The following is a 15851-nucleotide window of genomic DNA, read 5'->3' on the forward strand; positions in this document are numbered from 1 at the left end:
CTTCCTGAAGCATATCTTCACCTCATTTAGTATATTTTCATCATGTAACATGGTTAGCGTATTCCTCTAATCATCATATACATTGTCGGTTCGCGGTGAATATCCCCAAGCGCAGTAATAAAATCACGGGTTAACTGCTGTGAACGGGCATTCTGAGTTGAACTATCAATGCGATCAAAAGCCAGCGCCAGCATATTAAGGTGTTCAGGATAAATCGTAATTTCACCAAACACAAAATAGCCTTTCATTTTATTGAACGCTTCGCCATCTTGTGGCAAGCCACTGATCCAGTTTAGGTATTCATCACCTTCACACTCAATTACAGCTTTTAAGCAATCGACCACGCCTAAATGGTGACCAATTGCCAAGCTGTAGTACATGATCTGTTTAGCTTCTTCAGGCACATCATAGCTTTCATCAACAAACTTACGTCCTAATGTATAAAAGTAGACGTGGCCTTGAAAATGGCGAGATTGTGTTAATTCCGCTAAAACATCACTCATTGGTGACAACCTCCACATGATGTCTGACCTTGCTGTGCACTTGAACTCACATCAGAACCTGTTAATGCTGCCATGGTTTTTGACAGTAAAATATTCACAATTTCTGTTAATCGCGGATCATTTTTGGTCGCAAGATACGCACTGATTTTTTGATCAACATCATCAGCGCTACAGGTTGCTAAGACATCCATCACATCATCAGCAATACGTTGTCCATGCAAATAACCTGCAAGCACGCGCGCTTGACGTTCAATCATCACTTTAATATCCAATGGAATCTCAGTGTGTTTTAAACTCGCTTTTTGTACTTCAGGTTGGTGTACTTTTGCTTTTAATTTTTGATCAAGTAGCCCTAATGCAACCGCAAAACCATAAATAGTCGCTGCTGGTGTTGGCGGACAACCCGGAATGTAAACATCAACGGGAACAATTTTATCAGTACCGCCCCACACACAATAAAGATCGTGGAAAATACCACCATCACAACCACATGCACCATATGAAATTACAATTTTGGGATCCGGCGCAGCTTCATAAGCACGTAATGCAGGTGCTCGCATAGCGCGTGTTACTGCACCTGTAAACAAAAGAATATCGGCATGACGAGGTGAAGCAACAATTTTAATACCAAAACGTTCAGTATCAAAAATTGGTGTTGTTGCTGCAAAAATTTCAATTTCACAGGCGTTACAACCACCACAGTCAACACGATAAACGTAAGCTGAACGACGAATTTCTTTGATCAACGCATCTTTAAGCTTTTGGCTATTAGGTGGAAGCGCGACAGGTACAGTTTGAGTATGAGCTGTACCAACTAGCTGTTTAATACCTTTCACTTTTGCTCCTCAAGGTAACGTAGATGACTAACATTTTCGCTATCTAACATATTGTTGCTACGGCGACATTCAGGACACGTTTCAATTTGCTTACGGCGTTCTATAAGTTGCTGACCCGTTACACCACTGTGCGCTAAGGTATCCATGACATATTCAAGTAACTTACGTGCCACAAATGGACGATCACATTGGCGACAGTTCGCTAAAGTAAACACCGCTTCATCATAAAGATCCGCTTTATTAGTAACCGCTAGCTCAAAATTTTGAGTCAATTTAATTGCTTTTGTTGGGCAGACTTCTTCACAACGACCACAATAAATACAACGAGCAGTAGACAATTCCCAGCGACGTGTTCCCGCTTTAGTATCTGTTTCCATGATCAAAGCATTGGCAGGACAAGCACGCGTACAAGCACCACACGATAAACACTGATCAGCATCTAACTCTGGCTTACCACGAAAATCTTCACTCACTTCCATCGGAGCAAAAGGATATTTAGTGGTAACGGAACCTGTTTTGATTACTGTTTTTAATAACTTAAACACATGACCTCCTAAAGCTTGAATGGCGAGTTCTTGCGGTCAATGCTGTATTGCTCAATCGCTTTATAAGGAACGGTTTTACTGCGTTTTTTCTTAGTATCAACAATCGTTACACGGTCAGTACATGAGTAACATGGATCTAAACTACCAATGATTAACGGCGCATCAGCAACAGTATTACCACGTAACATATAACGCAATGTTGGCCAGTTTGCATACGTTGCTGCACGACAACGCCAGCGGAATAACTTCTGGTTATCGCCTGTCATACTCCAGTGAACGTTTTCACCACGTGGTGCTTCAGTAAAGCCAAGTGCAAATTTATTAGGTTTATAGTCAAAACCTTCCGTTAAAATCGCACCTGGTGGCAAGTGATCCAAACCGTATTCAATCACATTTAATGATTCAAATACTTCGCGTACACGTACCATAACGCGTGAGAACACATCACCATTTTCCATCACTTGAATATCAATCGGCACGCTACCGTATGACTCTAATGATTGACCATGCACAATACGTACATCGCGGTTAAAACCACTCGCACGAATCAATGGACCTACAGGGCTAAAATCACGGGCGACTTGCTTGGTTAGAATACCTACACCTTCAGTGCGGCTTCCAATATTAGGCGTTGAAAGTAAAACATCCACCAGCTCAGAGAACTTCTGACGGACTTCTTTTACCATCGCAATACCTTGTACGCGCTGCTGTTTTAGAAAATCACGACGCACGCCACCAATTAAGTTCATGCCATATGTTTTACGGGCACCCGTTAGTAACTCGGCCAATTCCATGGTCTTTTCACGTACACGGAAAAATTGCATAAAGCCCGAGTCAAAACCAACAAAGTGGCTTGATAGACCAATGTTTAACAAGTGACTATGTAGACGTTCAACTTCAAGTAATACCGTACGGATCATCTTGGCGCGGAATGGCACATCAACCGATAATGCGTTTTCAATAGTATTGCTGTAACCCACACTGTGAGTAAAACCACAGATACCACATACACGGTCAGTTAGCTGTGCCACTTCATGATAACCCATGCGTGTTTCAGCTAATTTTTCCATACCACGGTGAACATAGAACATACGGTAATCCGCATCAACAATGTCTTCACCATCAACGAACAAACGGAAGTGACCCGGTTCATCTGACGTAATATGTAACGGACCCACAGGCACGATACGGTTGCTGTCATTACCAAGTTGATTATCAAACTGGTACGTTTCAGTTTCTGTTGTTGGTTGTGGACGCTGACGGTAATCCATCGCATCTTTACGTAATGGGTGGAGGTTTTCAGGCCAATCATCTGGCAGTATTAAACGACGCTCATCGGGTAAACCTACTGGACGTAAACCGTACATATCACGGATTTCACGTTCGCCCCATACCGCAGCAGGAATAGTTGGTGTAATAGAAATAAACTCTTGGCTATTAGCATCAACTAAGACTTTTACGGTTACCCAGCTTTTTACTTCACCTTCCATTGAAAGCGCATGATAAACCGCAAAGTGACCATTAAGGCTACGTTCATCATTACCAAAAGTAACCGTTAACCAGCCGCCTTGATCGAAATAAAGCCATTTCATCACCTCAACCAACGAGGTCATTTTAACGGTAATAGTGACTTGATTTTCTGTCTGCCACTCTTCATCAATAATCGCGGATGGAAAGAAATGATTCACACCATCGACATAATTTTTACCAATACGACCCGCTTGTGGCTGCGAGTGAAATTGTTGAGATGTATTGTTTGTCATATCTATTACTTACCAACCAAAAATTAAAAATATTAGTGCCAATACAGCCACCAAAAAAGCAGGGAAAATCGTGCGATGGATCTGAGTGAAACGTACACGCGCCATGGTGTTTTCAACTAAACCTGCAATCAAGAACACTACAAACAATTTAATTAGCAAAATGATGGAAGCTGAAAATAAGCCGCCAAAACTCAAGCTACTTGCTTTACCCCAAGGAATGAAAATCGCAAGGAATAACTGTGCAACAACAAGCTGTTTTAAACCTAAACCCAGTTTTACCATCGCCAATGCAGAACCTGAATATTCTGTCACTGGACCTTCTTGAAGCTCTTGTTCTGCTTCTGCACCATCAAACGGCACTTTGCCCATTTCGATAAACAATGCAAAGGCACACACAAGACCCGCAAGAACAACGGTTAATGGATGCTGCCAATGGTTATTCGCTAGTGCGTGACTGATATAACCTAAGTCAGTCGTACCGACACTTAACGCAACCACCACAATCGCAAGAATTAGAATTGGTTCAACTAAGATACCCAGCGTTAGTTCTCGACTACTACCAATACCTGCAAACATGCTGTTTGAGTCAATACCTGATAATGCAAAAAAGAAACGAAAAATCGCTAACAAGTAAATATCGGTAATAATGTCGCCCGAAATTGGAAACGGTGACACTTGAGTAACGGTAGGTAATGCCATACCAATTAATAGCATTGTCACAACAAGTACCCATGGCATTATCCAAAAAATAAAACCAGAGTTTGCAGGCGCTACCGATTGACGACGTAATAATTTGGCAATATCACGGTAATCTTGTAATACACCAGGCCCTTGACGAGAATGAATTTTAGCGCGAATAACGCGAGAAAACCCCGTTGCCAGTGGCGCTAACATCAGCATTAAAATGGCTTGGACAATCGCTAAAACAATCCAACCCGCTGTTGGCATTTCAAGTGGGGACATTAGAGACTAACTCCTGAAATGAGAGGAACGAACAACACTACAACCACCACGGCAATAATGCAGAATCGACACACTTTACGACTATCCAGCGTTGGATTTTCACCACCTTCACTTAAATAAGGCAGTACAAAACGCTCAGTCAATGATGCTTGGCGGTTGTTATAAATAAAACCAAACATATTACGCATCGGACGAGTAATACTTGCAGCAGAAACCGTCATACGTTGTTCGTATTGGTAACCACAAGCCCAAGGATCACCTTGATGACGACGCGGAAGACGACGTTGACGAAAAGCGTAAAGTAATGCAGCAGGTACTAACGTTAATAGTGCCAGTGCAATGGCGATTACAGGTGTTGAAAGGATCGCTTGATCAGCAACCGCAGGGTAAACCGTTAAACCATGAGCAACCGTTAACGGTGCCATATTTAACATTGAAGACGCAATTGATGAGAAGTAAGGTGCAATCCATGGCGCACACACACCTAGCACAATACATAATATTGCCAGTGATGTTGTGGCGGTGATCATTGCAGGACCCACTTCACGGGTATTGGCAGCGCGTTCTGTTTTAGGTGCGCCAGTAAAACAAATACCGTATACCTTCACAAAACACATACATGCTAATGCACCGGTAAAGGCGAGCATTACCATACCAAATGGACCAAAGACTAAGTTTGCAACCGTACCGACTTTACCCAGGCTAAATAGCGATTGGTAAATAAACCATTCTGAGACAAAACCATTTAATGGTGGCAATGCACAAATTGCTAACGTACCAATCAAAAATGCTGCGGCTGTTTTAGGCATTGTTTTCGCCAAACCGCCCATGTCATCCATGTCTTTGGTATGCATACGGAACACCATTGAACCAGAGCCTAAACATAACAGGCCTTTGAACACCGCGTGGTTTAGTAAGTGATATAAACCACCTAACAAACCAAGCAATGCCAATACTGGATGATGCGAAGCAATACCAATCATGCTTACACCTACACCGATTAAAATGATGCCGATGTTTTCAATAGTGTGATATGCCAATAATCGTTTGATATCATGTTCTGCTAGTGCGTACATTACGCCAAGCACAGAAGACACTGCACCGAAGATTAGCACTAAGAAGCCCCACCATAATTGGGTTGCGCCAAGAAATAAAATCGCAAACTTCAAAATACCGTAGATGCCGATCTTAACCATTACACAAGAAATTAAGGTTGAACAATATGACGGTGCAATGGGATAAGCTTTAGGTAACCAGCCATGTAAGCCAATACCTGCTGCTTTAATACCAAAACCAACCAATGCTAATAAGAACACTAATGATGCCATTGCCCCAGTAACAGGGTTATGCATGATAGCGCTAAATTGATAGCTATTAGCATGAGAGGCAACAATCATAAATGCCACTACAACTAAAAAGCTAGCGGCATGATCTGCAATAAAATATTGCAAACCCGCTTTTTTACTTTTCGCACTACCATCACTAGTAACAATTAACCAAGAAGCCAGTGAAATGATCTCCATAAAGACAATAAAGATCATTACATTGGCTGACACCACAATGGCTGTCATCGCTGCAGCAAAAATATTGAACAGGATATTAACCTTCCAACCGCCTTTGCCATAGTACTCTTCAAGGTAGTTAATTGAATAAACAGACGCTGCCATGGTGACCACAGATATAACCACCACCATCAGTGCTGATAGCATATCCATACTAAACCAATGACTCATTGCGGCAGTCGCATCCGCAGTATCGTAACCACTTATTATGGTGCTAACACCCGCAATGATGCCAAACAAGCCACCAAACGCACTGATCACACCCGCAAGGCGTAAACTTTCTTGCTCATGTTTACGCCCTTGATACGATAAAATCGCAGCCACGGCATAACTGATTAAAGCAAAACAAACTAAAACTAATGGACTCATCGTGTTACTGCTCCACCTTTGGCTGACGCTGAACTATCTGCCGCACATTCACGTTTAATATCACGTGCTTTAGTAATATTAACCTCATCGATTAACACAATTGCTTGAGTTGGACATACTTCAGCACAAGCGGGTCCTTGTTCACGGAAACCACACAAATCACATTTAACAGCAATGCTTTTTACTCCCGGTTCCCAAGCAAGAATATCTTGACCAAATGTGCTTGGAATCGAAGTTGAAGGGTTACTTGAACGAATAGTTGAAGGGATATAAGTATCGTAACTATTTGCCATTGCAATAGGTCGGCTACCATCAAAAGCGATTGCACCAAAAGGACAAGCAACAGCGCATAAAGTACAACCTACGCATAATGTTTCGTTAAGCATGACGCGATCTTGTTGCTTGGTGATCGCTTGTACTGGACATACAGTGGCACAAGGTGCATCTTCACAATGACGACACATCACAGGCGCGGTGGCATTATCTAATTTAACCACGGTTAGGCGGGGATGGCTTTGCAGTCCTTGTTGTTTATGTACTGTCGAACATGCTGCCATGCAGGTGCCGCAACCAATACACTTCTCAGGATCTGCAATTACAAAGCTTTTCATTGTCTACCTAGTCAATCGCAAAAAAACCTATTAAAGCAAGAAATGTGCCATACAAGCACATTTAATATAATATGATTTATATCAAAAACTTAAAAAAACATAATAGTAAAAAAATACTTTCCGAGATGACAATATATTGATTGTGGTGCCGTCGGCGATAGCTTCGACACGGGCACGTCGACACACTTCGACACACTTCGACAGTCAAGTGTCGAACCATCATCTTGAAGAGCGATGTTTATATTAGAAAAAGTACCATACAAAAAAGCCCTCTACCTATATTTCATATAAGTAAAGGGCCGTTATTACTACTCTAAATAGGATGCTGCATGGTGTTAACAACGTTGCTTATTCGCCTACATCTACCGTTATCGGTTAATCCCATGCTTTTAAAATAATGCGTTCATCATCATCACGTTTAACCCAACCATCTTTTTCCATGCGGTTCGCTAGCGGAATAGAATATTTACGACTGAGATCGGTACGATCTTTAATATCAGTCATGGTAATACGATCATGGGGTTGATGATCTGCAATCACTGCTTTCACAAGATCTAAATACACCCCCATATCAAAATAGATATTCTCATCAAGAGCGGTAATATATTTTTGATGGCTTAATTGGCGTAACCACTTTTTACCACCTACAATTTTGACTTTATTTAGCTCAAGCCCTGCTTTGCCAAACTGACGAATTTGATGCAATATATCAAGCGCATCTTGAGGTAGATCATCTTCATTATCACCTTGCCCAATACACCATTTACCATAACTTAAATGCACTTTCTGTTGCTGTTTTAAACGCTGCATGATCAGTTCAATTACAGCATCATTGATCCGTAATCGACTACATAATTCAGCTGATGCCATAGAAATACCAGCACCTAATAATGTTTCAAGCTGTTGCGATATATCTGCTATCCATTGGTTATCAAAACAAAATGGTGCAATGAATGTTTGTTGTTCCGTTGGTTTGAAATCAGCCTCATAACATTCAAAATAACCTTGTAGCACTAATAACATCTGTCGTTGCGATTCAGGCTGTAAGTGTTGTGGTAAATTATTGAGTACATCGTATAAGCGGCGTTTTTGATAGCCAAAAATATAATCACTCCACACCACTTCTGCACCATGTTGTAAACCACTGCCGCCTTTTTGGATCATCGCCAATCGTTGTCCAAATAATAATGGCATTGGCTTTTCAAATACTAATCGTGCAAGCTCAGTGTTGGGAATGTAGCTCAAACGCGCCGTGCCATGCCACGTTCCCATCGCCACTTCGACTTGGCGTTGTTTTTTAACTTTTAACTTAACTGCGGTTTTCGTTAATCGCACAATACATTGATCACGCAAAGTAATCTGTTGATTAACACCTGTGATAAAATGACCTCTACCAATATCTTTACGACCTACACCTTTAACATTCACCGCGACACGGCATGTTGCAGATACCGTAGTTAATTGCTGATGATAAGCTTGAATAGATCGTACTGTCCCGACAAGGTTTGATGGATGACAACGTACTTTATCACCAATCGCTAATTGCCCTTGTGCGAGTGTGCCCGTTAGCACCGTACCAATTCCGTTAACAACAAACACCCGATCAATATACATAAGAGGATCAGTCGCGGACTCAACCACGGTATTATCATCGCTGTTTACTGGAGCAATGATTTTATGGCGCGCAATATTAACTTGTACGGTATCAATTAAAAGCTGACGTAATGCTTCAATGTTATCTTTTTTCAATGCAGATACAGTCACGATTTCAGGTAATAACCCGCTACGTTCCATAACCTGTTCTAACACTTGATCTTCTATTTCAGCTAATTGATCAGCATTGACTTTATCGCGTTTATTAATACAAACGACAATATCTTCAATTCCCATCGCATGCGCAACATCAAGGTGTGAAGTGGTCATTGGCATCCAACCTTCATCGGCCGCCACCACTAATAACAACACATTTAAATGCCACACACCTGCGACCATATTACGCAAATAACGTTCATGCCCCGGCACATCAACCACGCCAATAGTATTGCCATTATCATCTTGAAAATGGGCAAAACCTAAATCTTGAGTCATACCTAATTGCTGCTCATGAGGACGCGCGGTGAGCATACCCGTTAACGCTTCAATTAATGCAGTTTTACCATGGTCAACATGTCCAGCAAGGCCAACCACTGCTTGATATTGTGTGGGTATTGCCGCCATTATTTAGCCTCACCATGGGTATAAGATTGAATATAATCGTCAAGTTGGGCAATAAAGACAGCATGATCGCTATCTAATAAGGTCGCGACATTTAATAGCAACTGATTACTATTAACATAACCAATAATGGGGGTTGGCAAATCACGTAGCGCATCTAAATGTGCTTGTGCTTTACCCGGCAAGGTCAGTTTTAGACCATAACAAGGATAGGTTTCACTAGGGATCGCGCCACCACCCACTTGCATTACAAGGGGCACTGCTTGAGCATAAGACTTCCAGCGCTGAGACCACTGTTGCGCTAGCGATTGACTAACCTTGGCGCGATCTAATGCCTGTTGCGCGACACCAAAACCAGCAGGATCTCGATTTAGTTTCTGAATTAATAATTGCTCAAGCATTGATAAAACAATTCTCCCCGGACGGAAAGTTCGCATCATCGGGTTTTTGGCTAATTGTTGGCACAATTTTGAACACCCAGCAATAATACCCGCTTGCGGTCCACCAATGATTTTATCACCCGAAAAACACACTAAATCAACACCCATTTGTAAATAGCGCGGTAATGACACTTCACTTTGAGCGTATTGTTCAGACGATAAACCAGAGCCTTGATCGATCACCAATGAAACATGTTCAGGTAAACGTTCAGCTACATCCTGAATATCAGGTGATTCAGTGAACCCCTGCATAGAAAAGTTAGACTGATGCACCATTAAGACCATTGCGGTATTTTCAGTGATCGCATTAATATAGTCATCACTGGTGGTGATATTGGTTGTTCCCACTTCAACAAGTTTGCACCCAGAAAGGGCTAAAATATCAGGGATTCGAAAACCGCCACCAATTTGTACTTGCTCACCGCGAGACACAATAACTTCTTTACCCGCCGCTAACGCATGTAACACTAAATACACTGACGCTGCATTATTGTTCACGACCACACAATCTTCAGCGCCAATCCAGCTCTGAATCAAGGTCGGTAATAAACCATTACGATCACCGCGTTTGCCATCACTTAATTTTAATTCAAGGTTGTTATAGCCAACGTTAACGGCTTTAACACTGTCCCAAATTTGCTCATCAATGGGTGAACGACCAAGATTAGTGTGTACAGCAATACCCGTTGCATTGATTACTCGTTGTTGGCGACGACGATATAACTGACGACAACTATCAAGCACTAATGCCATGATATCGAGATCATTAACACCTTGGGTTTTAAAATCAGGATGCTGACGAATCGACGCAAAAAGTTGACGCAGTGTATTTGTCACAACAGGTCGACTTAATAAGCGCACATAATCGGCTAAATCTGAATGTTGAAGGAGTTGTTCAATTTGAGGTAAACGATAATTAACGGTTGAAGCGAGTGATGAAGAAGGTAATGCTGGCGATGTTATTGTCGTCACGGTAAGTTCCTTGGCTGAATTGCAGACAACAGCACTCATACCCTAACCTTAAACAGGCAAAGTAATGAGTGACAGAGGAACCATTTAAACGCGCGAAAAATGGCGGAAGAGGCAGGAATTGAACCTACCAAAGCTTATACAGCTCACATCGGTTTTGAAGACCGAGAAGGCCACCAGACCTCATCTCATTCCGAGATTCTTGTGCATCATAATGTAACTATCATCGTCGTTATTTGATTTACATCAATTTGTAGTACAAATACCGATATACCAATAAGGAATTCACCACGATGTGTATTATTTCATCATACAAAAGTTAAATTTCGTTATTATTAGCGTAAAAAAGCCCTACATTACTGTAAGGCTCAAACAATAAAATACATTGATAATAATAGCGTTATCTTACAACACCATTATCTTGCATATTTCCAATTAAAATATGTGTCAATTCAGCAATAATCTCATTCATATTATTGGGATCAATCGACTCTGATGATGTTGACCAAATTGGTTTATGACTTTGAGTATCAAATAATGTAAATTCAACATTAACAAACTCGTACGATACGGTATAACTATCATCATAAATATAGCTATAAGAACTATTATAGTAATTATGAAAAGACATACTGCCGCCATAACCATAGCTATTATTATTACCTGGATAACGAATGTTTTTATCTTCGATATTAACTAACTTAGCAACAAATACTGTTTGGGTACTATTTTTCTTAATATAACTCGATAAATCTGCTTTTGATGGTAATTTATCTGGATATATTTGAGAGCTTGAAATTGCATTAACCCCCTTCTTTTGTAATTCTTTTACCATATCATCTTCAAATATTCGTCTAACTCGTAAGTTATCTGACATTGCAACAACTAATGAGCTTGTAATCGGAAAATTTGAATATGTTCTATCAACCCAAGATGATGTTAAATTGCTAGAAGCACACGATGTTAACAACATTGTTAATATAAAAATAAATATTGCACGCATAATACATCCCTTTAAGTTATGTTCTAAAATTAACAATAGTACAGGGATAGGAGAAAGCAATAATGAAAAAAATGATCGTATCAACTTTAATAATACTTTGTGGATGTGCGACAGAAAATAATGAATCGAATCGATTAAATGAGCCTGAATTAAATAAACTGACATCTATTTCAAAAAATAAAGCACTACAAACACTCTCACCATTATCTCAATCAATATTAAATATTGAAAATGCAGAAACATCTAACCAAGAAAAGAATAATGAAATAAAAAAAATAGAATTCATGGCTGAAGATGACCCTGATGCCATGATTTATTTAGCCGCCTTATATGAAGAAGGAGAACTCGTCACAAAATCAGAAACTAAAGCGCGTTCACTCTATAAGAAAGCTGCAAATAAAGATCATCTTCTTGCTCGTTATTACTACGCTTTAATGCTTATTGATGGAAGAGGCGGCAATACTAACTATACAGAAGCCGAGTCACACTTACTCATTAATGTTAAAAATCAGCACGATCCATCATCTTACTCATTAGGCTATTTATATTTTATACAAGAAAAATATCAGAATGTGATTGATACTTTAAGTAAAAATAATAATACCAATAATGAATATTCAAATTATTTATTGGCTATTTCATATCTAGAATTAAACAAAAACACCCCACAAGCTATTCGTTTATTACAACAATCAGCTCAAAAAGATCATCCGTATTCTCATCTCGTTTTAGGTGATATCTATCGTCGAGGACTCTATGATATCGAAGTTGATAAAGAAAAAAGCTTTAAACATCTCAACATTGCAGCTAAAGACAATAATCCAAAAGCTTTATTTGATTTAGCAACATTGAGTATGGAAAATTTAGAATTAATTGAAAATGATCTGAACATTGCGATTAGCCAATTAAAATCAGCTGATAAAAATGGATATCCAGCCGCAAGTTTTGAATTGGCAAAATTATACGATAAAGGTAGCCTTATTGAGCAAGATTTTAATAAAGCTATTTATTGGTATAAACGTTCAGCCTCACAAGGGAATAATAGAGCAATGTATAATTTAGCCAGTATTTACATTAATGGAGATGGCGTCGATGTTTCTATCGAGAAAGCTGAATACTGGTTAATAAAATCAGCAAAGAATGGTAACAATCGAGCTAAAGAACTCCTTAAAGAAAATAAATGATTTCTTTAAATTATTTACAATTAAAAAGCCCAATAATATATATTGGGCTTTTTCTTATTCATAAAAAAAACTTGCTTGATATAACATCAAGCAAGCATTGCCGCTACAAGTAAACGATAACTAGTTATCAATACGAATACCGAAAATCAATTCCTCTGATTCACCAGGAGCGACACTTCCAATCGTTCCTATAATTGCCCCTGTAGAACCATTGGTAATCGTATTTATTGTCCCTTCAGATATGTTGGGTAACGTTCCTATAACATTAAATGTTGTATAAGCAGGTGTGGCATCAGTTAAGGTCACGTTACGAGCTTCTTCAATTGCAATATTTTCTGTTGTTAATCGATACATAATGCACTGTCCAGGTGCTATAGCGAAGTTTGTAGTAACATAAACATTAGTATCTGACAGCCCATCACAATTTAAATCAGGTGTCTGTTCTTTAGTTACCTTCATATTCGTATTAGCAACGGTTGTTGTATCAATCACTTGTAATGTTCCACAGCTAACAATAGTTTCAACGGTTGTAATGTTATCCGTTCCCTGTGGGGTATTCGCTGGTACAAGAACCTTTATAAATAAAACTTTCTGCGCACCACCAGCAAGAGAAGCCACTGACGTTATCGCATTATCAGCCCCTGTCAGTACATTATCATTATCAGTATCTTCATAAATAACAGTAGAAAAACCAGCATTTGAATTAGCAACAGTAAGCACTATATTTAAGAACTCATCATTACTGAGATTATTTAATATATGTTTATAAACAATGCTCCCTCCTGCAAAAGTCACCCCATTTGAATTAGGAGGACCAAAGGCTAGACATTGATTACTATTATCAACCATAACCGCATCATGTTTAATATCTTCTGCGTTTGTCGTTGGAGAAAACACTTTAAAATAAATATCTTGAGTGGCAGATTCTGCATCTACGGGAACAGTTACATCCGCATAAACAACGACCGCATCATCAGGACCTAATACTGGAATATTGGTAATGACTTCATTCTCAGCATTTTTAAACACGACAGTCCAATCAGCAGGCATGGTATTGACCGCAAAATTTGAGCCACTGTATTGCAACTCATAGCTTTCAGCTGCGCCTGACTTATTAGTGACATATAACGTAAACCGAGTTGTTGCACCAGGTTGTGCGGTATTAGTTGTCACTGCCGCTGATTCAGGACCCGCACCATAACCACAATCATCTTCAACAGCATCACAGTTATCTTCAACGGTTAACCCTGTTTCTGCTCTCAGATTATTAGTTAAATCAACCGTACTCGCGACGATTTCACCCAACCGATCAATAACAGTATTTGTTTTTGAGGTATCATTTGACGATCTTGCACGTTTAACCGTTTGGTATGGACCACCAATGGCAGAAGCGGGAAGTGTTGCAATCAGTATAACTTTATATCCACACACACCATTACTATCAGCCACTAAATATGATGGGCATGTTTCGCCAACAGCAGGAATAATACCCGTATCAGGATTACTGTCATTATCCGTATCAATTAATGGGGTTACGCCATCACTTTTGTATAAGAAAAAACTGGTACCACTCGGAAATGTTGACGATTCAATCGTAATATTAAAAATATCTTCATCATTACCCGTATTCCAAATATAATTGGTAAAACTGACTCGCGCACCTTGCGAAGCGGATGCTATCTCAACAATCTCATTATTTGTGTCATCAAGTGCATCACAATTATTATCAGTACCAACGTCACAACCACCATTGTTAGCAATAACCGCATAATTAGACGTAATTAAAAATGGTACTCTATTAGTGTTTGTTGAAACTAACTCACCAGAATCAACCGAACCACTATTATCTTCATCAAAACCATAGATACCTTGATTGTACAATGTTGTTGCAGAAAGGCCTGAATCTATATTCACTTCAAATGTTATCGTTGCAGATTCGTCAGCCGCTAAACCATCCATAACAAACTGAATTTCATCATTATTGGGACAAGAAGCATTAGGTGCAATACAGGTTGTAAAGGCTAAATCTTGATCACCCGAAGTTTCATTTCCTCCAATAGTTGTACCTGAAGCCGTTATTGTTGTACCCGATAAGCTCCAAGATACTGCACCATTAAATCGCATACCTTCAGGTAGAACATCATTTAAAATAACACCGTTAGTTTGTAATGGATCCATATCGGTGAGACCCACATTGGCATACGTAAATGTTACTGTATGCGGCCCACTTGGTGATGCACCGATATTGGCACTTAATGCTTTTGATATTTCAACAATCGGTAAATTCGTTGCGGTTACAGTATCAGTATTTGTCTGTATTCCCACACTGCCATTTGCAACAGAAGTACCATTAACAGCAACCGCTTGGCTGGTTGCAGTCACCGTTAGCGCATCCGATACATTAATTGTCGCAGCAGCATCAATATCCGCCACAATAACAAATTCAAAACTTTCACCTGGCGCTAATGGACCTATCACTGATCCTGAAGAAATTGGTGATGAGCCAGCATCAGCAACACCATCATTATTTTCATCTGGATAAATAGTTGCAGCACTAATAACAGAGGCAGGTAAAACAACATCAAGAGCGAAAGAATCTGTACTATTACCCGTATTAGTAAGTACATGATTGAACGTCACTGTTCGACCAGGAGCACCTAACTTAGATTGATCGTTAATTAAAGTAAGTGCCGCTACTGGCTGAACAAGGGTCTCTACTAAATTAGATGTTGTGCTACGTAAAATATTGGCACTATCCCGATACGTTGCACCCGCTTGATTTTTAATCACTGTACCAGATTCAGTTAAAGCCATGACAGCAAAGCTGGTACTAGCAATAACGGTTATACCTATTTTGACGATTCCCTTGAAGACATTCATATGACGCTC

Annotated in this window: 12 protein-coding genes and 1 tRNA gene; 1 reads left to right on the forward strand and 12 read right to left on the reverse strand. The window is 39.8% G+C overall.

The features are described 5' to 3' along the window. Window positions 1-53: 53 nt before the first annotated feature. From GLP24_RS01585 to GLP24_RS01635, 11 genes are all read right to left on the reverse strand, one after another. On the reverse strand, window positions 54-503 hold the full coding sequence (locus GLP24_RS01585) for a formate hydrogenlyase maturation HycH family protein (RefSeq protein WP_101768826.1): 450 nt from the start codon (window positions 501-503) through the stop codon (window positions 54-56). After that, window positions 500-1339, reverse strand: coding sequence for an NADH-quinone oxidoreductase subunit B family protein (locus GLP24_RS01590; protein ID WP_328282578.1), 840 nt, complete (start codon window positions 1337-1339; stop codon window positions 500-502). The genes GLP24_RS01585 and GLP24_RS01590 overlap by 4 nt, the downstream gene beginning before the upstream one ends. Beyond that, the gene (locus GLP24_RS01595; RefSeq protein WP_232615426.1) at window positions 1336-1884 is read right to left on the reverse strand and encodes a formate hydrogenlyase complex iron-sulfur subunit; all 549 of its coding nucleotides are present in this window, start codon (window positions 1882-1884) and stop codon (window positions 1336-1338) included. Before GLP24_RS01595 ends, GLP24_RS01590 begins: the two co-directional genes overlap by 4 nt. Before the next feature lie 8 nt (window positions 1885-1892). Next, entirely contained in the window at window positions 1893-3647 is a 1755-nt protein-coding gene (locus GLP24_RS01600; protein WP_232579268.1) for a hydrogenase large subunit, read from the reverse strand. Window positions 3648-3656: 9 nt separating this feature from the next. After that, window positions 3657-4610 (reverse strand): respiratory chain complex I subunit 1 family protein, encoded by a 954-nt coding sequence (locus GLP24_RS01605; RefSeq protein WP_101768830.1) that lies wholly within the window; start codon window positions 4608-4610, stop codon window positions 3657-3659. After that, entirely contained in the window at window positions 4610-6541 is a 1932-nt protein-coding gene (locus tag GLP24_RS01610) for a proton-conducting transporter transmembrane domain-containing protein (RefSeq protein ID WP_232615427.1), read from the reverse strand. The genes GLP24_RS01605 and GLP24_RS01610 overlap by 1 nt, the downstream gene beginning before the upstream one ends. Next, a complete protein-coding gene (locus GLP24_RS01615; RefSeq protein ID WP_232615428.1) occupies window positions 6538-7152 on the reverse strand; it encodes a 4Fe-4S dicluster domain-containing protein in 615 nt (204 codons plus the stop codon). Before GLP24_RS01615 ends, GLP24_RS01610 begins: the two co-directional genes overlap by 4 nt. Before the next feature lie 375 nt (window positions 7153-7527). Further along, window positions 7528-9369 carry a selenocysteine-specific translation elongation factor gene (gene selB / locus GLP24_RS01620; RefSeq protein ID WP_232615429.1) on the reverse strand — a complete coding sequence of 614 codons (1842 nt, stop codon included), beginning with the start codon at window positions 9367-9369 and terminating at the stop codon, window positions 7528-7530. Beyond that, window positions 9369-10778 (reverse strand): L-seryl-tRNA(Sec) selenium transferase, encoded by a 1410-nt coding sequence (selA, locus tag GLP24_RS01625; protein WP_232574709.1) that lies wholly within the window; start codon window positions 10776-10778, stop codon window positions 9369-9371. Before selA ends, selB begins: the two co-directional genes overlap by 1 nt. A gap of 100 nt (window positions 10779-10878) precedes the next feature. Next, window positions 10879-10970 (reverse strand) — tRNA-Sec (locus GLP24_RS01630). A gap of 205 nt (window positions 10971-11175) precedes the next feature. Continuing rightward, window positions 11176-11778, reverse strand: a complete 603-nt coding sequence (locus GLP24_RS01635) for a hypothetical protein (RefSeq protein ID WP_101768835.1) — start codon at window positions 11776-11778, stop codon at window positions 11176-11178. Window positions 11779-11840: 62 nt separating this feature from the next. Between GLP24_RS01635 and GLP24_RS01640 the strand changes: the two genes are divergently transcribed. Next, the gene (locus GLP24_RS01640; RefSeq protein WP_232615430.1) at window positions 11841-12962 is read left to right on the forward strand and encodes a tetratricopeptide repeat protein; all 1122 of its coding nucleotides are present in this window, start codon (window positions 11841-11843) and stop codon (window positions 12960-12962) included. A gap of 120 nt (window positions 12963-13082) precedes the next feature. On the opposite strand, the gene GLP24_RS01645 is transcribed toward GLP24_RS01640, so the two are convergent. After that, entirely contained in the window at window positions 13083-15842 is a 2760-nt protein-coding gene (locus tag GLP24_RS01645) for a hypothetical protein (RefSeq protein ID WP_232615431.1), read from the reverse strand. Window positions 15843-15851: the final 9 nt, after the last annotated feature.

Source organism: Photobacterium carnosum, assembly GCF_021236965.1.
In the GTDB taxonomy this organism is placed as follows: domain Bacteria; phylum Pseudomonadota; class Gammaproteobacteria; order Enterobacterales; family Vibrionaceae; genus Photobacterium; species Photobacterium carnosum.